Genomic DNA, 19,208 nt, shown 5'->3' with positions numbered 1-19,208 from the left:
GTGCATTCCTAAATCTTGAAAGCATCGCTATGAATATCCTGCTTGTTTATGCCCATCCTGAGCCGCAATCCTTGAATGGCTCGCTTAAGAATTTTGTTATCAAACACCTTGAGGGCTTAGGGCACTTTGTCCAGGTTTCAGACCTGTATGCCATGCAGTGGAAGGCCACGCTGGATGCCAGCGATTGCATGGCCAGGCAGGGCATACGTTTTGATCCGGCGCTGGATCATGCCTTTGAGAGCGGTACTCAGAGTGCAGATATTGCACTGGAGCAGGCTAAATTATTGTGGGCGGATGCGCTGATTTTGCAGTTCCCCCTGTGGTGGTTTTCTATGCCAGCCATTCTTAAGGGCTGGGCAGAGCGCGTTTATGCCTATGGTTTTGCTTATGGTGTTGGCGAGCATTCTGATGTCCGCTGGGGCGATCGATATGGGGAAGGTACGCTGGCAGGAAAGCGGGCAATGCTGATGGTCACCGCCGGAGGATGGGAGTCTCACTACAGCCCGCGCGGGATTAATGGGCCGATTGATGATCTGTTGTTCCCCATTCAGCATGGCATTTTGCATTACCCCGGCTTTGATGTTTTGCCCCCGTTTGTGCTTTATCAGACCAGCCGGATTGATGAGGCAAAGTTTGCCCGTGCTTGTGAAGCGCTGGGTCAGCGCCTTGATGATCTTTGGATCACGGCCCCCATCCCGTTTCGCCCGCAAAATGCAGGTGATTATGATATTCCCGCACTAACCCTAAAAGCAGATATCGCTCCGGATCAGCAGGGGTTTGCGCTGCACATTGGCAGATAATCATTTTTTTTTGTATTTAAACGTGGGCTGCAGTCCGTTGTATTGGCTTGTTTCTTTTTTGCTTTCAAATTGCTTTCTATATCTTGTCTTTGGTTTATAAATAATGCATGTGCTGGCTGGTATCAACTGCGGCCACGTTATGTTTTGCAAGGGCAGGGTTTTCAGATTCAGTTTGTTTTCAATAAAAAGAGGGTTGTTATGTTTAATGCTTTGCCTGATGGTTTGTCTTTGCGGCCTGCGCGCGATAGTGATTCGGCTTTTATTGCCAGCCTGTATCGCAGTGCCCGCCCGGATTTGCAGTGTATTGATGGTGATGCTGATTTGATTAATTCGGTGGCAGAGCAGCAGTATCAGGTTTTGCAGATAGGCACGGGGGATCATTTCCCGGGGGCGATGCATTTCATTGTGGAAAAAACGCGCTCAGCAGTGGGTGTGGTGATGACTGATTTTGGCCACAACGAGGTGCGGATTATTTTTCTGGCCTTGCTGCCCGAGGTGCGCGGGCTTGGCTATGGGCGGGGTGTGCTGCTGGGATTGCAGCAGGCTTCTGTTCAAGTCAAAACGCCGCTTGCGGTGGTTGTCTGGCATAACAACCCTCAGGCAAGGCTGCTTTACCAGCAGCTGGGTTTTGTAGTGGAAGAGCCGGGGGTGATGGCAGATAAGCTGGTATGGTATCCGCAGCATTCCCCGGCCAGGGCAAGGGTGTAATCAGTTGAACAGCAGTTGAAAATAGGCAAGGGAAGTGTCCCGCCCCAGCGGGGCTACCCGGCCTATCCATACAGAATGCAGCTGTTTGTATGCAGCGGGCTCTTCGGCAGGCAGCGCCAGGGTGCCGGTAGCATCAATAATATTGCCAGCGCCGTCTGAGCTGAGCTCAACCATAAATGGCAGGCGTTTGACGTTTAAGTAGCTGGGTAACTTTGTTTCGGGGCGCATGGTTACGGCATCTACCCGCATTGCTACCGGCGCCAGCTGCTCTGTCTGGAAATAACAAACTTTACCCAGCAGCGGTAGAAAATCCTCTGCACAAACGTTTCCCAGCATAGTGTTCTCCATCATGTGGCTGCGTATTCAAGGCCAAATTATTGCCTTACCGGGAATAACCCGCTGATGGCAATACAGAAATTCAGGGCAAGATAAGGATTCACCACATTAATGGCCTGGCCGCTCCCTGTTGGTGAGGTGCTGCCGCTGGCACTCAGCCCACCGACATTGATCGGATTACTTAACGTGGTTGACCAGATGGTGGCCAGCCCGGTACCTGCACCAGAAGCACCAATGAATGAGTTAGTGGCAGAGGGACTGCTCAGCGGGCTGGTGGCTGTGCCTGCGGCTTGAAAATTAACACTCAGGCTTTGCATGGCATGGCTATGGGCAGGCAGATTATTTACAAGCAGGGTAACAGCCTGGTGGCCCCCGGTATTACCAACGCTATACGCTGGCAAGGGGACGCTCGGCTGTGCCGGGCCAACACCGATGGGCATGCGTCCTGCAAGATTGGGCAGCATAAAGGTTTGCGCAGCAGTGCCTCCATAATGGTTGCCGAGAACGGCAAATAAGGCATTGTTTTGTGATACTTGTAAGGTTTGTCCCATGCATTGGGCCCAGTCTGGAGGCGGATAATCACAGCCAAATGCCAGAATAGTGCCAAGGTATGCTTCCATTTCTTACTCCTTTAAATTTAGCCTGCTTGTAAGCTTTAAAGAATATTAAAGTAATATTTTGTTCAGTTGCATTGTTAAATCTATTTCATGAAACTGTTAAATTCAAAATACTTTTTAAATATTTTGCTCTTGCTTCTTTCCGGTTTCGCTTACTTGCCCTGAGCATATAAAGGGGCCATTCCAACTGTATCCCCTTACTTTTATTAAATTGCGTCTGTTTATACTCAGGGCATATCTGTAGAGTTTCAGGCTTCTTTATGGGGATGCCTGATGCTGCTCACATCGCTGAATACATTTAAAAATAAGCTGTCTGATTTGCCACAAATGGCCTGGGGCCTGGCGGGGGCGCTGTTTGTTAATCGCCTTGGCGTGATGGTGAAGCTGTTTATGGCTTTGTATCTGCGTGAGGTGCTGGGGTTTTCGATTGATACTATCGGCTGGTTGCTGGCGTGCAGCGGGGCGGGTTTATTGCTGGGGTCTTACGCGATTGGTGTGCTGAGTGATCATATGCCCACAGGCAAACTGGCTGTGCGGCTGATGTTTGCCAGTGGTGTACTCTTGCTTAGCCTTACATTACTTGAGTCGCCATGGTTGCTGGCGCTGTTGTTGTTTTTATCCGGAGTGTGTGACGGGGGAGCGCGGCCTCTTAACCAGCGCCTGATTATGGAAAACTGCAGCCTGCCAGAGCGGCCACGGGCACAGGCTTTGAATCGGGTGGCGGTTAATTTGGCAGTGGCGATTGCGGGTGTGTTGGGCGGTGTATTGGCGCATTGGGATTACCGCTGGGTGTTTGTGGTGAGTGCAAGCATGTCTTTTGGGGCGGCTGGCTGGTTGCGCTGGGCTTTGCGGCGCTGGAGTGCTGTGCCGCTGGCGGGCAGTGCGCCAGCCGGGTCAGAGCAGGGGCTGGCCTCGCCTTATTCGGATTGGCCCTTTATGGTTTTTTTGCTGGTGGGGGTGATGCTGGGGCTGGCTTACGAAACGGTTAACAGCATGCTGGGCAATTATCTGCTGGATTTTTATCAGCTGGGTGCCGGGGCTTTAGGCTGGCAGTTTACGATTAATGGCCTGCTGGTGGTGGCTTTACAGATTCCATTAACCCGCGCCACAGAGCACTGGGGCGAGCGCGGCCAGCTTGCGCTTGGTGCTGTTTTGCTGGCGATTGGGCTGGGTATGCTGCCTTTTGGGGTGCAGTGGGGCTTTGCCTATGTTTGCCTTTCTACCGCGATTTGGACCATAGGTGAAATCTTGTTTATGCCCACAATGAGCGTGCTGGTGATGCTGCGTGCCGAGGGGCGTAAAAGCGGCCATTATTTTGGGCTTTACGGGGTGTGCTGGAGTGTCAGTATGCTGATTTCACCGGTATTCAGCAGCCAGATATACAGCCATTTTGGCGGGCATAGTGTTTGGTTTGCCTGTGCTGTGCTGGCTATTCTGGCGGTGCCGCTGATGGACAGGGCTGCAGTTAAAATGGCACCCTGTACGGTTTAAGATTTCATCTGGAAAAAACCAATCACGTCTTCCAGCTTTTGCGCGTGCATGGATAATTCATCCGATGTATTGGATAAATCTTCTGCGGCAATGGCGGTGGCCTGGGTGACATTGCTTAATTTAGTGGCGGATTGATTAATTTGCTCAATGCCAATAAATTGCTCGCGCGATGCGGCGGCAATTTCCTGCACTAAATCGGCTGTTTTTTTAATGGAAGGCACAATTTCGTTCAGTAATTCACCTGCGCGCTCGGCCTGCTCTACGCTGTTGCTGGCCAGAATGCTGATTTCCTGTGCGGCGGTCTGGCTGCGCTCGGCCAGTTTTCGTACTTCTGCAGCCACCACCGCAAAGCCCTTGCCTTGCTCGCCAGCGCGGGCTGCTTCAATGGCGGCGTTCAGGGCTAACAGATTAGTCTGATAGGCAATATCATCAATTATGCTGATTTTTTTGGCAATTTCGCGCATGGCCAATACTGTTTTTTTAACGGCTTCGCCACCTTCTATGGCATTCATGGATGAATGCGCGGAGATATCTTCGGTAATGCGGGTATTTTCATTGTTTTGCGCCACGGTGGCGGTCAGCTGCTCTAAATAGGCACTGGTTTCTTCAATACTGGTGGCTTGCTCCATGGCGTTGTAGGTGAGGTTTTTTGCTGATGTGCTGATTAAATGTGATGTTTTGGCCAGTAAATGTGATGCTTCGGATATTTCGGCCAATACCTCATGCAATTTTTCAATCATGCTGTGCAGTGCATAAAGCAGGCTGTTTTTATGATTAGCAGAAAATTCCCCGCGTAAATTGCCTGCCACAACTTCCATGATCAGACGTCTTGCCTCGCCGGGGCCACAGCCTATTCTATGGATAATGCCCATATAGGTTTGGGAAATAAATAAGGCGCATATAATGCACAATATCAGGGTGAAAATTGAAATAATATAAAAGAATTTTTGCTGTTGCTGGTGTTTTGGCTGAATGATTTCAGCATGCTTTTTTACCAGTGATTCAGATAATTGATTAATTAATTGTGTTTTTTGTGAAGGCTGATGGGAGGCGTTTAGGATCTCTTTCAGTAAAGATTGCTCTTTGGTGTTAAATCCGGCGGCAAGAAGCAATGTTCTTTCGTTAAATACATCTTCTTCATTTTTTATTTCATTAAAAATAATCTGGCTGTGTGCTTGCGCCGCAATATCATGGCCTGCATGTAATTGATTTACAATCCATAAGGCAGCGTGCTCTTGACGCTGTGCCAAATAAAGCTGATCTGAATTTGTTTTATTATAAAAAATAATCACATACAAAGCAGCTATAAAGCCCAGAAATAAAATGGCTCTGCTTATAAATATTTTTTTCATGGTGGGTATTGCCATTTTAACCCCCTGGTATTTGCTGCCCGCTATCGCCTGCCTATTATTGCCATCAATTCTCTGCATTTTGGGAGCAGACACCCCATTAAAACTAGCCCTTACCCTGTGCTTAAAGCAAGGCAGGATTGATATTTTGTGTTTAGGCCATATATAGAAAACAAGCCGGCAGACTGGCGGGCTGTTATTCATTTTTGCTTCAGGTAAACTGCGGCCTCGCTGGTTTTTGCCCGCATTTATCCGGTCCATCCTTTGCGTGGATGACCACCTGGAGATATATAAAAAATGACTCAAAATAACGCTCAGGCCATTGTTGTGGCTGCCCTGTACAAGTTTGTAACGCTGGCCGATTTTGAAGCGCTCAAAGAGCCGCTGTTGCAATCCATGCTGGATAACGAAGTAAAAGGCACTTTGCTGCTGGCTTTTGAAGGCATTAATGGCACGGTAGCTGGCTCCCGCGCCGGTATTGATGGCTTATTGGCATGGTTAAAAAGCGACGCACGCTTTATCGATCTGGATCACAAAGAATCTTATTGTGATGAGCAGCCGTTTTACCGCAGCAAGGTTAAATTAAAGAAAGAAATCGTCACCCTGGGCGTGCCGGGTGTGGATCCTAATCAGGCTGTGGGCACCTATGTAGAGCCTGAAGACTGGAATGCACTGATCAGCGATCCTGAAGTGCTGCTGATTGATACGCGCAACGATTATGAAGTGGCCATCGGCACGTTTGAGGGGGCCATTGATCCAAAAACGGCCAGCTTCCGTGAATTCCCTGATTATATTAAGCAGCATTTCGACCCTGCAAAACACAAGAAAGTGGCTATGTTTTGCACCGGCGGCATCCGCTGCGAAAAAGCCTCCAGCTATATGCTGGGCGAGGGCTTTGAAGAAGTCTTCCACCTTAAAGGCGGCATTCTTAAATACCTGGAAACAGTGAAGCAGGAAGAGAGCAAATGGGAAGGCGATTGTTTTGTATTTGATAACCGCGTGACCGTTCGCCACGATTTAAGCGAAGGCGATTTCGACCTCTGCCACGCCTGCCGCCAGCCGGTTTCGGCAGAAGAGCGCCAGTCACCGCATTACGTGGCCGGAATCAGTTGCCCGCACTGCTGGAATTCGCTGAGCGAAAAAACCAGAAACGGCGCGCGCGAGCGGCAAAAACAGATCGAGCTGGCTAAAAAACGTAATCAGCCCAATCCGCTTGGCCGCAATATGCGGGATGCGCAGGCTAAGGATTAAATTTCGGGCGGGATGTTTTACCCTCTCTGCGTCCTGGCAAGGCCATACGCTGGTGGGCGAAATTTAATCCTGTCTATTTAAGTGCACAGCGCAGGGGCGGTTAAAGCGGCTCCTGCGAAACCCTTAGCCTGGGCGCGTATTTTTACCTTCATAGGAAAACCCACTTGAAACACACCACGCCGCCCCGTTCAACGCTGCTTGTCATGTTCAGCATTATTTTACTGGCACATAGTTACCTGGGCATGCGTTTGTTCCCTGCTTTGGGTTTGCAGGGACCGGGCCTGTTGCTGGGCTGGCTTGCGCTTGTGGTTTCCAGTCTGTTGCTGCCTTTGGGCCTGGCGGCCAGATTTATCAGCCAGCCGCCATGGGCTGACCGCCTTGCGTGGCTGGGTTTAACGGTGATGGGTTTATCTTCATCGGTGTTTGCGCTTTGCTTGTTGCGCGATGTTTCCTTGCTGCCTCTTGCTTATTTATTGAGCGATGCGGCGTATAGCAGCTGGCAGCTTCAAAGCGCTGTTGGCGTGCTGGCTGGCGCTGTGCTGTTTACATTGCTGGGCCTGATCAATGCACGGCGCAGCGCATCGATTGTGGATGTGGCCGTGCCAGTGGCGAATCTGCCTGCAGAATTAGTGGGCTTTACCATCGCCCAAATCAGCGATATTCATGTTGGCCCAACGATTAAGCAGCCTTATCTGGATGCCATTGTGGATAAGGTAAACAGCCTTGGTGCAGATCTGGTGGCGGTAACAGGCGATCTGGTCGATGGCAATGTGGCTGACTTATCCGCGCATACCGCGCCGCTTGAGCGATTAAAATCCACACACGGCACGTTTTTTGTAACGGGTAATCATGAGTATTATTCTGGCGCGCTGCCATGGATTGCCGAGCTGCGTCGTTTAGGCCTGCAAGTGCTGCTTAATGAGCATGTTTTACTCTCACACGCCGGTCATCAGCTGGTGGTGGCGGGGGTGACAGATTACAGCGCCGGGCATTTTTATCCGGATCATCAAAGCGATGCACAGGCAGCCCTGGCCGGATCGCCCGATTCGCCGTTTAAATTGCTGCTTGCGCATCAGCCGCGCAGCGCATTTAAGGCACAGGATTTAGGCCTGCATCTGCAATTATCCGGCCACACCCATGGCGGGCAGTTTTTCCCGTGGAACTTTTTTGTGCGCTTTCAGCAGCCCTTTACCGCCGGATTGAATTTATTGGGTAATGTGTGGGTATATACCAGCCGGGGTACAGGGTATTGGGGGCCGCCTAAACGCCTATTTGCGCCATCGGAAATAACTCGAATTACTTTGCAGCAGGGATGAAATTCTTTGAGCAATTAACCATATTCAAATTATGGTTAAAATAAGTAGTCGCTGACTCATTATTAAAAGCTTCGCCTTTGTGTGGGGCTTTTTTGTAAGTTTATTGCTTGTAAGTAAATAAAAATACCAAATTGTTGCCAATGTTCTATCTTTTATGTGTTTGATGCGCAGACAGAGGATACGGCAATGTCATTAAAATTCAGATTGTTTTTGATGGGGCTCTCAGGTGTTGCTGCGGTCCTGATCATGGGATTTATTGGTTTGAATGGCCAAAATTCATCACGTGACAGTGTGGATGATTTACTCGGTGGCCTTTCCATTATGCGTAATCAGATGGAAGCAGACATGATGCATGATGCAATACGCGGAGATGTTTTATCTGCGATATTGGCTATTAAAAATAATGATATGAAAGAAGTTGATTCTGCTGAAAAAGATTTAGCAGAGCATGGCAAGCACTTTAAAGAGTTGTTTGCCAGCAATGAGAAACTGGCGCAGGGTGAACTTATCAAAAATAAGATAGCCACGGTAAAGCCTGTTGTTGATGCATATATTGCATTAGCCACTCAGCTGTTTACCAGCGCAAAAAATGCACCAGAAAAAATGGAAAAAGACTTACCTGTTTTTCAGCAGCAATTTGATGTATTAGAAAAAGAAATGGCAGCCTTATCAGATTTAATTGAAAAGCAGTCTGCTGAGCAGTCAAAAGGCTCTGAAGAGGTCTTTGAAAAGTCTCAATTGCATATGCTGGTGTTTCTGGTGCTGGTGATTATTGCTATGACACTGGTTTCTACTCTGGTAACCAGGCAAATTTCGGCGGTATTAAGCGAGGCTATCTCAATTGCCAGAAACATTGCCCATGGCGATTTTTGCCATGATATTGAGACTTCGCGTAAAGATGAAATGGGGCAGTTATTGTTGTCGCTCAGGGCGATGCAAAGTCATTTAGAAAATATTATCCGCCAGGTCAGTGATAGCGCAGAAGAGGTGATTTGCTACGGGCAGGAGCTGGCAGCTCAGTCTGGCTTAATCCGAACCGCATCAGAAAATCAGAACGCCTCGGCAGGGGCGATTGCCGAATCAATTGGCCAGATGGTGGTGAGTATTGAGCAAGTGAATAGCAGTGCACAGCGCGCGCACAGCCTGACTGCAGAATCGGCCGGGCTGTCTAATGATGGTGCAAAAATGATTGCAGGTGTGCTGGCCGGGATGGAAGAAGTTGAAAAATCTGTTTCTGAAACATCCGGCATTATTCATGGCCTGGGCGAGCGGTCTGATCAGATTAATTCGATTGTGAATGTGATTAAAGAAATTGCCGATCAAACCAATCTGCTGGCTTTAAATGCCGCAATCGAGGCGGCAAGGGCGGGTGAGCAGGGCCGGGGTTTTGCCGTGGTGGCCGATGAGGTGCGTACTCTGGCGCACAGAACCACGCAGGCCACTCAGGAAATTGGCAGTGTGATCAATGGCATTTTACAAGGTACCCGGGATGCGATTGAAAGTATGGAAAGAGGAGTTCAGCGGGTTAAAAATGGCAATGAGCAGGCCAAAGCGGTGGCCTTAGTGGTGCAGCAAAGCAGCACGGGCTCTGGTGATGTGATTGAATCCGTGATCGATATTGCTACGGCTATGCAGGAGCAAAATAAAGGCAGTGATGTGATTTCGCGTGGTATAGAGCAGATTGTGGCGATGTCGGGTGAAAATGTTGAGGCCACTCAGCGCGCGGTGGATACCACCGCACGCCTGAATGAGCTGGCGCTTAAAATGAAAGGATTAATTTCACAATTTAAGCTGCATGCTTTAAAAGCGGGTTAGCTTCCGATATTCAGCATGCAATAAGAAGGGCGATCGATATCGATAATCTCGGTACGGATCAGCAGCTTTATGTTTTGCGGTGTGTCTGTTTTCAGCGCCTGCAGCAGGGCTTCTGAAAGCGCTTTTTTAACTTCGGGTGAGCGGCCGCTCAAAATTTGCAGTTTTATATGAATAAAGGCGCGGCCCTCATCCACATTGCCAATCAAAAAATCATCAAAGCCCATCGCCCGGCTTTGAATATCACCTTCTGCAAAGTGGCCTGATTCAATCAGGGCATTGTTTAATTGTTGCAGAGCTAGGCGTGGGTTGAATGTACTCAGGTTCTTGCTGTATTCAATATTCAGATGTGGCATGGATAAACCTTCAGGGTGGGTAAACCAGACCCTGAAGATTATAAATGTTCAGGCAAACATTCCCCAGCGCTGTTATCCCTTTTTACCGTATTACTCACGGGAATTAATGGCCAGCCTTGCCGGGGAATCTTGTTAATTTACATGCTCAGGCTGGGCTTTTGATAAAGGCTTAGCCGTTTCATTATGCTGAATATGGTGCACAGTGCGCTGCGGAAAGGGAATAGAAATCTTTGCCACATCAAAGGCTTTTTTGATATTTTCTGTGGTATCAAAAAAGACCGGCCAGTAATGTTCGCTATTGGTCCAAACACGTACTGTAAAATTAACCGAGCTTTCTGCCAGTGATGAAACGACCACCATAGGGGCCGGGTCATGGTGAATGCGGCTATCTTTATTTAATACAGATAAAATAACTTTTCGTGCGTAATCGATATCATCGTCATAACCAATACCAAATACAAAATCAACACGGCGGGTGGGCAGGGCAGAGTAATTGATGAGATTGCCATTGGCTAATGGGCCATTAGGCACCACAATTAATTTATTATCGCCAGTACGTAAACGGGTAGTAAAAATCTGAATGCCTTCTACCGTGCCCCCCTGGCCTTGCGCCTCGATATAGTCGCCTGCTTTAAATGGCTTAAACATTAAAATCAGCACGCCACCTGCAAAATTGCCCAGGCTGCCTTGCAGTGCCAAACCAATGGCTAAACTGGCAGCACCTAAAATAGCAATAAAAGAAGTGGTTTCAATGCCAATCATTGAAGCAGCACTAATTAATAACAGCGCTTTTAATGCCACATTAGCAAGGCTGCCTAAAAAGTGCCTGAGTGTGGCTTCAACATTGCTGCGAGTCAGCATTTTATCGAGCAATTGCGTAGCAATACCGATCAGCTTCCAGCCTATAAAAAGTGTAATCAGTGCAGAAAATAATTTAGGCGCATAGCTGATTGCCTGGGCTTGCAGAATTTCAATCCAATTCATTTGCTTCACTTTATTTGGGTGACAGTGTTTTAAGTGTCACAGAATTGCCAGGATATTCGAAGAGAATAAATTACGCTTTAGAGGGGAAATGATGCACAGAATGAGGGGTGGGACGTAATTTCTGCGGGTTTACTGCGTGCACAAACATTGAATTTTCGTATGGCGGGTGAAACCCGGTGGGGTTTGGCATGAAAGGCTGCGGAAAAAGGCGGGTTTCACCTCAAACTTATCAATTTAAGGTGAATTCGCCGCTTGGGTCAGCTGCTTTATCGCGTAACCCAATATTCTTTTGCGCCAAATGTTGGGTTGCACCCGCCCTGTGAAAAAATGCACATCAAAAGATTAATCAGCGATCAATCCCGCCCATGCACAGGTATTTGATAGCAATATAATCATCAATCCCGTATTTAGAGCCTTCCCGGCCGAGGCCCGATTGTTTTACGCCGCCAAAGGGGGCAAGCTCGTTGGAGATCATGCCGGTGTTGATGCCCACCATGCCGTATTCCAGTGCCTCGGCCACGCGCCAGATTCGGCCGATGTCGCGGCTGTAAAAATAGCTGGCAAGGCCAAATTCGGTGTCGTTGGCCAGCCGGATCAGCTCTGCTTCACTGCTGAATCTAAATAGCGGCGCGAGCGGGCCGAAGGTTTCTTCGCGGGCTACTTTCATTTTGGCGCTGACATTCAGTAAGATGGTCGGCTCAAAAAAGCTATGCCCCAGCGCGTGGCGCTTGCCACCCAGCGCCAGTGTTGCGCCATTCTCCAGCGCATCCTGGATATGTTCCTCCACTTTTTGCACCGCTTTTTCATCAATCAGCGGGCCTTGGGTCACGCCTTCTTCCGTGCCAACGCCGACTTTGAGCTGGCTTACTGCTGTGCTGAGTTTGGCGGCAAAGGCATCAAAAACGCCTTCTTGTACATAGATGCGGTTGGCGCAGACGCAGGTTTGCCCGGCGTTGCGAAATTTGGAGATCATGGCGCCTTCTATAGCGGCGTCCAGATCGGCGTCGTCAAACACTACAAAGGGCGCATTGCCGCCCAATTCCAGCGAGACTTTTTTTACTGTATCGGCGCATTCGCGCATCAGCAATTTGCCGATATCGGTGGAGCCGGTGAAGCTGAGCTTGGCCACATCGGGATTTCGCGTTAGCTCGCCACCAATCTGGCTGGCTGTGCCGGTAATCACATTCAATACGCCAGCGGGAATGCCTGCCTCTGCGGCCAATACGGCCAGTGCCAGCGCGGAAAAAGGCGTTTGTGTGGCGGGTTTAAGCACCATGGCGCAGCCTGCCGCCAGCGCTGGGCCAGCTTTGCGGGTGATCATGGCATTGGGGAAATTCCAGGGCGTAATGGCGGCTACCACGCCAATGGCTTGTTTGATCACCAGCATGCGTTTGTCGGCTTGTGGCGCGGCAATCACATCGCCGTAAACGCGTTTGGCTTCTTCGCTAAACCACTCGATAAAGCTGGCTCCATAGGCAATCTCGCCACGCGCTTCGGCCAGAGGTTTGCCCTGCTCAGCGCTTAAGATTTGCGCCAGGTCTTCCTGATTGGCCAGCATCAGCTCAAACCAGCGGCGCAAAATCGCGCTGCGCTCTTTGGCTGTTTTCTTTTGCCATGCGGGCATGGCGAGCTTGGCGGCGGCAATGGCCTGGGCCGTTTCGGCCGTGCCCATTTTGGGAATATGCCCGATGATTTCCCCGGTGGCGGGGTTAGTGACTGCGATTTTTTCTGCGGCATCCTGCCACTGGCCGTTGATATAGCAGGCTTGTTTTAACAGGGCGGGGTTGTTGAGGTGGAGCATGGGGTTTCCTTATTTTTGTTGGGCACTGTGCCAGCGCGTGATGGGTTTTTTAGAGCGGTAGCCCTTGCGGGTAAAAGTATCCACACCAGTTGAAATAAACAAATGTAACTGTAGGGTGGGTTAGGCCGCTCTCGATGCCCATTTGGGCGCTGCTATATTTTGGCCGTAACCCGCCATGGCACTGCGCTGTGTTTACTAAGAAAAAAATATCTATTTTGTGACTTCGGCACGGTGTTTAGGTGCGGGAATCCCCCGCGTGGGACTCACTTTCTTGCTTCGCCAAGAAAGTAAGCAAAGAAGGCGACCCCGACCAGCACGAAGGCCCCTCACTGCGGACAATCGAGGCTGCTGCTGCGGGACTCGCTTCGCTCAAACATCCTCGCCGAAACCCTGCCCCGCTTGTTCCTCGTTTCGGCGTGCTTCAAGGGGACTCTTAAGCCCCGTGCAACGAGTCGCGCTGTTAACAAGTTTTGCGGTTTCTCCGTGTTCTCTGTGGCCTCTGTGCTTAAAGATTTGGGTTTTCAGACCTTTTTAAGCGCTCTTAATCGCCTGCTCCAGCATTCCTAAAGCTTCATCCAGCACGCTGTCTTCGATAGTGAGCGGGCAGAGGAAGCGGATGACGTTACCGTACATGCCGCAGCTGAGCAGGATCAAGCCTAAGTTTTGCGCTTGTGTTTTTACTTTTGTAGTGAATTCGGGGGATGGCTGGCCGTTTTCGGTGAATTCTACCGCCACCATGGCTCCAAGGCCGCGGATGTCGTGGATTTGAGGGGTGCCGGCTTTTAATCCTTCCAAACGGGCTTTGATTTTGCTGCCGATGATATTGGCACGGGTGCAGAGCTGTTCTTCTTCGATAACTTCCAGCACCGCCAGCGCAGCGGCAATGCCGATCGGGCTGCCGCCGTAAGTGCCGCCAAGCCCGCCGGGGGCTGCGGCATCCATGAGCTCAGCCCGGCCAATTACGCCGGAAAGCGGAAAGCCGCCTGCCAGGGATTTGGCCACGGTGATTAAATCTGGCTCAACGTTAAAATGCGCCATGGCAAAGAGTTTGCCGGTGCGGGCAAAGCCGGTTTGAATTTCATCTGCGATCAGCACAATGCCGTGCTCATCGCAAATTTGCCGCAAGCCCTGCATAAATTCGCGCGGTACAGGGTAAAAGCCGCCTTCGCCCTGCTCGGGTTCGATGATCATCGCGGCGATGCGTTTTGGGTCAACGCTGCTTTTAAACAGCGCTTTTAAACAGGCCAGTGCCCCGCTGCTGCTGATATCGCCACAGGGAAAAGGCGCGTGGTAAACATCGGCGGGGAAGGGGCCAAAGCCGATTTTATACGGGGCCACTTTGCCAGTGAGTGCCATGCCCATGAGTGTGCGGCCATGAAAGCCGCCAGAAAAGGCAATTACCCCGGCCCGGCCCGTGGCCACGCGCGCAATCTTGATGGCATTTTCTACGGCTTCCGCCCCCGTAGTGAGGAAAAAGCTTTTACACGGGCCGCTGATGGGGGCGAGCTGATTGAGTTTTTCTGCCAGCGCCACATAGCCGGTATAAGGCATGACCTGATAGCAACTATGCGAAAACGCTTCCAGCTGGGCACTGACCGCCGTCTTCACCTTGGGATGCAAATGGCCGGTATTGAGTACGGCAATGCCAGCGGCAAAGTCGATATAGCGCCGCCCGTCTATATCCCAAACTTCGGCATTCTTAGCTTTGGCGATAAAAACTTGCGTGCTGATGCCTACGCCGCGTGGGGTAGCGGCAAGGCGGCGATCATTCCAGTCCATGTATTCACCTGCTGAGCAAGAGGGTTACAAAGGAGCAAAAATTTTGGCTTCCCCATTGCAAAAGGGGAAATACATCTCTGTGTCTACAGACCTTGGGTTATTCCCAGCTCCCGCGCATATTCATCAATACACTGCCTGGCCAGCCGGACAAATTCTTCCGCTTGGGCGCGGGTCATGACCAGTGGCGGGGCGGCGATCATGCTGTCGCCGGTGGCGCGCATGACCAGCTGGTTTTTCAGACAGATATCGCGGCAGCGCAGGGCCATGCTGCTGCCGTGTTCGAAACGCTTGCGGCTGGCTTTGTCTTCCACGAGTGTGAGGGCAAAGAAAAAGCCCAGGCTGCGTACATCGTCCACCAGCGGGTGATCATCAAATGCATCGTGCCAGAGCCGGGCGGCGTAGGGGGCGACGTCTTCATTCATGCGTTCGATAATGCGTTCGTTCTGCAAAATACGGATATTGGTGGCGGCCACGGCGCAGGCGACCGGGTGGCCGGAATAGGTAAAACCGTGGTTAAAATCGCCCCCTTCTGTCAGCACTTTGGCCACGGTATCGTGGACTAACACACCGCCAATCGGGATATAGCCAGAGCTTAAACCTTTGGCGATGGTCATCAGATGCGGGCGTATGCCGTAGTGCTGGCTGCCAAACCATGAGCCGGTGCGGCCAAAACCGCAGATCACTTCGTCAGCGATCAGCAAAATGCCGTACTGATCGCAAATGCGCTGGATTTCCGGCCAGTAGGTGGAGGGCGGAATAATAATTCCGCCTGCGCCTTGCACCGGCTCGCCAATAAAAGCCGCGACGTTTTCCACGCCCAGCTCCAGAATCTTTTGCTCCAGCGCCCTTGCAGCTTTTAGTCCGTATTCCCCGGGGCTAAGCTCACCGCCATTGGCGTACCAGTAGGGCTGCTCGATATGGGCAATGCCGGGAATCGGTAAATCGCCTTGCTCGTGCATATAGTGCATGCCGCCGAGGCTGGCCCCGCCTATTGTGGAGCCGTGATAGCCGTTTTCGCGGGCGATGATGGTTTTCTTTTGCGGCTGGCCAAGCAGGGCCCAGTAATGACGCACCATGCGAATAATGGTGTCGTTTCCTTCGGAGCCGGAATTAGTATAAAAAACGTGATTAAAGCCTTCGGGGGCCACTTGTGCCAGCAGGCTGGACAGCTCGATCACCGGCGGGTGGGTAGTTTTAAAAAAAGTATTGTAAAAGGGCAGTTGCAGCATTTGCTGGTAAGCCGCTTCGGCCAGCTCCTGCCTGCCATAGCCGATATTGACGCACCAAAGCCCGCTCATGGCATCAAAAATTTTATGCCCTTCAGAATCATATAAATAAATCCCATCGGCATGGGTAATCACCCGCGAGCCATGGGCATTGAGCGCGGCGGTATCCGAGAAGGGGTGGATATGGTGGGCCGCATCCAGCGCCTGGTATTGTGCCGTGCTGCGGCCAGGGCTGGAGTGGCCCGGGCTGATGGGATTCGGATTCATTGGGTGTCTCCTTGTTGCGGGGTCTGTACCCACGTGAGTGCATTGTAGGGCGGGTGTAACCCGCCGTTTAAGCAAGCCAAGTCAAAAACTGTATTTCTATTAAGTGCCTTCGGCACGTTGTATTTTGGTGCGGGCGTCCCGCTGGACCTTCCTTTCTTGTGTCGCCAAGAAACGAAGCCAAAGAAGGCGACCCCTAAAACACGAAGGCCCCTCGCTGTGGACAATCGAGGCGGCGTCAATTCAACTCGCTTCGCTCAAACACGAATTGACGACTACCCCGCCCCGCTTGTTCCTCGCTCGGCGTGTTTTCAGGGGAGGGTAAAAGCCCCTTGCTGTGAGTCGTGATATAAATTTATTTTTCAGTGTTTGAAACAATTAATAACCTAAGACTCGGCTCAACTCTAAAAGCTTTTCCTCCGTGAAACTCCGTGTTCTCCGTGTTCTCCGTGTTCTCCGTGTTCTCCGTGTTCTCCGTGTTCTCTGTGCCCTCCGTGGTTAAAGGTTTGGGTTTTCACGGTCCAACCAGCCATCAAACATGCAGCAGTAAATGTTTTCTTTCCCATGGGCTGATGACTCTTGCGTATTCCACGTATTCGGCTTCTTTTACTGCGCAATAGGCTTTGATAAAGGGCTCGCCCAGGACGGCGGCTATGGGTTTGCAGTCGCTTAGGATTTGGGTGGCGGCATCCAGCCCTCTGGGGAAAGCGAAGGGCAGGGTGTAGGCGTCGCCGGTGAGGGGCTCGCTGGGGGTAAGCTGCTCTTCTATGCCCAGCCAGGCGCAGGCCAGTGTGGCGGCCAGGGCCAGGTAGGGGTTGCAATCCACGCCGGGCAGGCGGTTTTCGATGCGGCGGGCCACGGGGTCGGAGTGCGGCACGCGTATGCCGCAGGTGCGGTTATCAAAGCCCCATTGCACATTGATGGGCGCTGCGTAGTAGCGGGTCAGGCGGCGGTAGCTGTTTACAAAGGGGGCGAACAGCGCAATCACTTGAGGGAAGTATTTTTGCATGCCCGCTACTGATTGATAAAACACCTCGCTGGGCGTGCCGTCCACATTAGAAAACACATTCTGGCCGCTGACTTCATCCACTACGCTCATATGAATATGCATGGCTGAGCCCGGCTCGTTCTCCATGGGTTTGGCCATGAAAGTGGCGTACATATTGTGGCGGATGGCTGCTTCCCTGACGGTACGTTTAAACAGAAACACCTGATCGGCCAGCTCCAGCGCATCGCCGTGCAAGAAGTTGATTTCCATCTGGCAAGCGCCAATTTCGTGAATCAGCGTGTCTATCTGCAGGCCTTGTGCATCGCAATAGTCGTAAACATCTTCGAACAGGTCGTCATATTCATTCACCGCGTCTACAGAATAGGCTTTGCGGCCGGTTTCCGGGCGGCCGGTGCGGCCTAAGGGGGGTTGCAAGGGCAGATCAGGATCACGGTTGATATCGACCAGATAAAACTCCATTTCAGGTGCAACCACCGGCTTCCAGCCACGGTCTTCGTAGAGCTTGAGCACGCGGCGCAGCACATAGCGGGGTGATAGCTCTACCGGCGTGCCGTCAAAATGAAAGCAATCATGAATCACCTGCGCCACCGGGTCTTTTGCCCAGGGAATAATGCGGATGGTGTTGGGATCCGGAATCAGCAGCATATCGGGATCGGTGATGGGGGTGATGTGTTCGGCGTATTCACCGGTTACGGTTTGCACCAGTACGGTAACGGGCAGGCGCATGCCTTCGTCTTCGCTGAATTTTTCTTTGGGCACGATTTTGCCGCGGGCAATGCCGGTGAAATCGGGCGTGACACATTCAACTTCAGTGATTCGACGTTCTCGCAGCCAGTCGCTGATTAAGCTCATGGTTGACTCCGTGTTTTAGCACTTCGTTAAGCGGGCATTTTTATAGAAATTTAATAACAGCTCTGTGTGTTTTTACGGTTTCTTTCTTTGGGATTGCTTAGGCTTGATGTGTCGATTACTCCTTTGGAAATCCGCCGTGAAACCCATTGCAATCTGTCGTCATGAAGCTATTCAAGGGCCGGGTTATTTACAGGCTTTTTTAGAAAAGCATGCCATTCCCTATCGTGTTTTTGCGATTGATGCAGGGGATACACCTCCTCGTTGTGCTGCCGAATTTAGCGGTGTGGTGGTTTTAGGCTCCAATGCGGGGGTGAACGATGGCCTGGCCTGGATTAAAAGAGAGGAGGCTCTGCTTAAGGATGCTTTAAGGCTGGAGCGCCCGATTCTTGGTCATTGCTTTGGCGGGCAGCTGTTATCCAAAAGCCTGGGTGGCCAGGTACGTCGTAATACGGTGCCGCAAATCGGCTGGGGCAAGGTGCTGGTGACCAAGTTTGATGAGTCGCGCCAATGGATGGGCGAGAAGCGTGAGCTGGATATGTTTCACTGGCACTTCGATACCTTTGAAGTGCCGCGCGGTGCTAAGCGCACGCTGTTTGGCTATTACTGCATGAATAAAGGCTTTGCGCTGGGCCCGCATCTGGGCTTGCAATCGCATCTGGAAGTGACCGCGCAAAGTATTCGCCAGTGGTGCGCTGAGGACAGACAGGTGCTGCAGCAGTGGCAGGGGCAAAGCTCGGTGCAAAGCGAGGCGCAGATTCTGCATCATCTGGATGAAAAAGTAGCGGCTCTGCATCAGACTGCTGATCATGTTTATGAGCAGTGGTTGTGTGGTATTTCTGGCGTGTTGCACGCGCACTTTCGCCTGCCAAAACGTCCTCATGGTGGCGCTGGCTGGTCGGAAGCTTTGAAGCGTTAGGTTTGTGGATTGAGGCATGGTGGTGGCTTTGTTGTGTTGGGTGTTTTATTGCATCAAGAAAACGTTAAAACCGTTATTTTTAGTGCCTTCGGCACAGTGTTTAGGTGCAGGAGTCCCCGCGAAGTTTGTGATTTCTGCTTCGCCAGAAATCCTGGTACGCAAAGAAGGTGACCCCAGGAAATACGAAAGCCCCTTCGTTGCGGACAGCGGCTTTGTGTCAACTCGCTTCGCTCAAACACGAATTGACGACTATCCCGCCCCGCTTGTTCCACACTCGGCGTATTTTCAAGGGTGAGTAAAAGCCCTGTGCTGAAAGCGGGGTTATTACATTTTTTGGTTGT

General features: G+C 51.1%; 16 protein-coding genes. 7 read left to right on the top strand and 9 right to left on the bottom strand.

The window, feature by feature from the left end; translation table 11 throughout:
- Positions 1–29: 29 nt before the first annotated feature.
- Both HA050_RS14355 and HA050_RS14350 read left to right on the top strand, forming a co-directional pair.
- Entirely contained in the window at positions 30–800 is a 771-nt protein-coding gene (locus tag HA050_RS14355) for an NAD(P)H-dependent oxidoreductase (protein WP_166827476.1), read from the top strand.
- Positions 801–998: 198 nt separating this feature from the next.
- Complete coding sequence (locus tag HA050_RS14350; protein WP_166827474.1) at positions 999–1,508, top strand: GNAT family N-acetyltransferase; 510 nt, start codon at positions 999–1,001, stop codon at positions 1,506–1,508.
- Here HA050_RS14350 and HA050_RS14345 read toward each other — a convergent pair whose 3' ends face one another.
- Together HA050_RS14345 and HA050_RS14340 are read right to left on the bottom strand one after the other, a co-directional pair.
- Entirely contained in the window at positions 1,509–1,844 is a 336-nt protein-coding gene (locus tag HA050_RS14345) for a hypothetical protein (protein WP_166827471.1), read from the bottom strand. It lies immediately after the preceding gene.
- Positions 1,845–1,882: 38 nt separating this feature from the next.
- Positions 1,883–2,464 carry a phage tail protein gene (locus HA050_RS14340; RefSeq protein ID WP_166827468.1) on the bottom strand — a complete coding sequence of 194 codons (582 nt, stop codon included), beginning with the start codon at positions 2,462–2,464 and terminating at the stop codon, positions 1,883–1,885.
- A 270-nt stretch (positions 2,465–2,734) separates the two neighbouring features.
- On the opposite strand from HA050_RS14340, the gene HA050_RS14335 reads away from it, so the two are divergent.
- Positions 2,735–3,952 carry an MFS transporter gene (locus tag HA050_RS14335; protein WP_205836442.1) on the top strand — a complete coding sequence of 406 codons (1,218 nt, stop codon included), beginning with the start codon at positions 2,735–2,737 and terminating at the stop codon, positions 3,950–3,952.
- Here HA050_RS14335 and HA050_RS14330 read toward each other — a convergent pair.
- Entirely contained in the window at positions 3,949–5,319 is a 1,371-nt protein-coding gene (locus HA050_RS14330) for a methyl-accepting chemotaxis protein (RefSeq protein WP_166827465.1), read from the bottom strand. The two genes, HA050_RS14335 and HA050_RS14330, sit on opposite strands and share 4 nt — an antisense overlap.
- Before the next feature lie 279 nt (positions 5,320–5,598).
- On the opposite strand from HA050_RS14330, the gene trhO reads away from it, so the two are divergent.
- The 3 genes from trhO to HA050_RS14315 all read left to right on the top strand — a co-directional run bounded on the left by trhO (position 5,599) and on the right by HA050_RS14315 (position 9,683).
- Positions 5,599–6,552: an oxygen-dependent tRNA uridine(34) hydroxylase TrhO gene (gene trhO, locus HA050_RS14325; RefSeq protein WP_099398014.1), complete on the top strand. Its 954-nt coding sequence runs from the start codon at positions 5,599–5,601 to the stop codon at positions 6,550–6,552.
- A gap of 203 nt (positions 6,553–6,755) precedes the next feature.
- Positions 6,756–7,868: a metallophosphoesterase gene (locus HA050_RS14320; RefSeq protein WP_166827462.1), complete on the top strand. Its 1,113-nt coding sequence runs from the start codon at positions 6,756–6,758 to the stop codon at positions 7,866–7,868.
- 186 nt (positions 7,869–8,054) lie between these two features.
- Positions 8,055–9,683 carry a methyl-accepting chemotaxis protein gene (locus HA050_RS14315; RefSeq protein WP_166827459.1) on the top strand — a complete coding sequence of 543 codons (1,629 nt, stop codon included), beginning with the start codon at positions 8,055–8,057 and terminating at the stop codon, positions 9,681–9,683.
- On the opposite strand, the gene HA050_RS14310 is transcribed toward HA050_RS14315, so the two are convergent.
- From HA050_RS14310 to HA050_RS14285, 6 genes are all read right to left on the bottom strand, one after another.
- Positions 9,680–10,036 carry a 5-carboxymethyl-2-hydroxymuconate Delta-isomerase gene (locus HA050_RS14310; RefSeq protein ID WP_166827457.1) on the bottom strand — a complete coding sequence of 119 codons (357 nt, stop codon included), beginning with the start codon at positions 10,034–10,036 and terminating at the stop codon, positions 9,680–9,682. The genes HA050_RS14315 and HA050_RS14310 overlap by 4 nt on opposite strands.
- A gap of 132 nt (positions 10,037–10,168) precedes the next feature.
- On the bottom strand, positions 10,169–11,020 hold the full coding sequence (locus HA050_RS14305) for a mechanosensitive ion channel family protein (protein WP_166827454.1): 852 nt from the start codon (positions 11,018–11,020) through the stop codon (positions 10,169–10,171).
- Between the two features lie 346 nt (positions 11,021–11,366).
- Positions 11,367–12,821, bottom strand: coding sequence for an NADP-dependent succinate-semialdehyde dehydrogenase (gabD, locus tag HA050_RS14300; RefSeq protein WP_166827451.1), 1,455 nt, complete (start codon positions 12,819–12,821; stop codon positions 11,367–11,369).
- A gap of 531 nt (positions 12,822–13,352) precedes the next feature.
- Positions 13,353–14,600: a 4-aminobutyrate--2-oxoglutarate transaminase gene (gene gabT / locus HA050_RS14295; protein ID WP_166827448.1), complete on the bottom strand. Its 1,248-nt coding sequence runs from the start codon at positions 14,598–14,600 to the stop codon at positions 13,353–13,355.
- An 83-nt stretch (positions 14,601–14,683) separates the two neighbouring features.
- Positions 14,684–16,093: an aspartate aminotransferase family protein gene (locus HA050_RS14290; protein ID WP_166827445.1), complete on the bottom strand. Its 1,410-nt coding sequence runs from the start codon at positions 16,091–16,093 to the stop codon at positions 14,684–14,686.
- A gap of 529 nt (positions 16,094–16,622) precedes the next feature.
- On the bottom strand, positions 16,623–17,951 hold the full coding sequence (locus HA050_RS14285) for a glutamine synthetase family protein (RefSeq protein WP_166827441.1): 1,329 nt from the start codon (positions 17,949–17,951) through the stop codon (positions 16,623–16,625).
- A 136-nt stretch (positions 17,952–18,087) separates the two neighbouring features.
- On the opposite strand from HA050_RS14285, the gene HA050_RS14280 reads away from it, so the two are divergent.
- On the top strand, positions 18,088–18,867 hold the full coding sequence (locus tag HA050_RS14280; protein WP_166827438.1) for a type 1 glutamine amidotransferase: 780 nt from the start codon (positions 18,088–18,090) through the stop codon (positions 18,865–18,867).
- Positions 18,868–19,208 lie beyond the last annotated feature (341 nt).

Origin of the sequence: Iodobacter violaceini, assembly GCF_011601265.1 — a bacterium.
In the GTDB taxonomy this organism is placed as follows: Bacteria; Pseudomonadota; Gammaproteobacteria; order Burkholderiales; family Chitinibacteraceae; genus Iodobacter; species Iodobacter violaceini.
The sequence above is the reverse complement of the archived record's forward strand: the minus strand, read 5'-3'. Positions and strand labels throughout refer to the sequence as shown.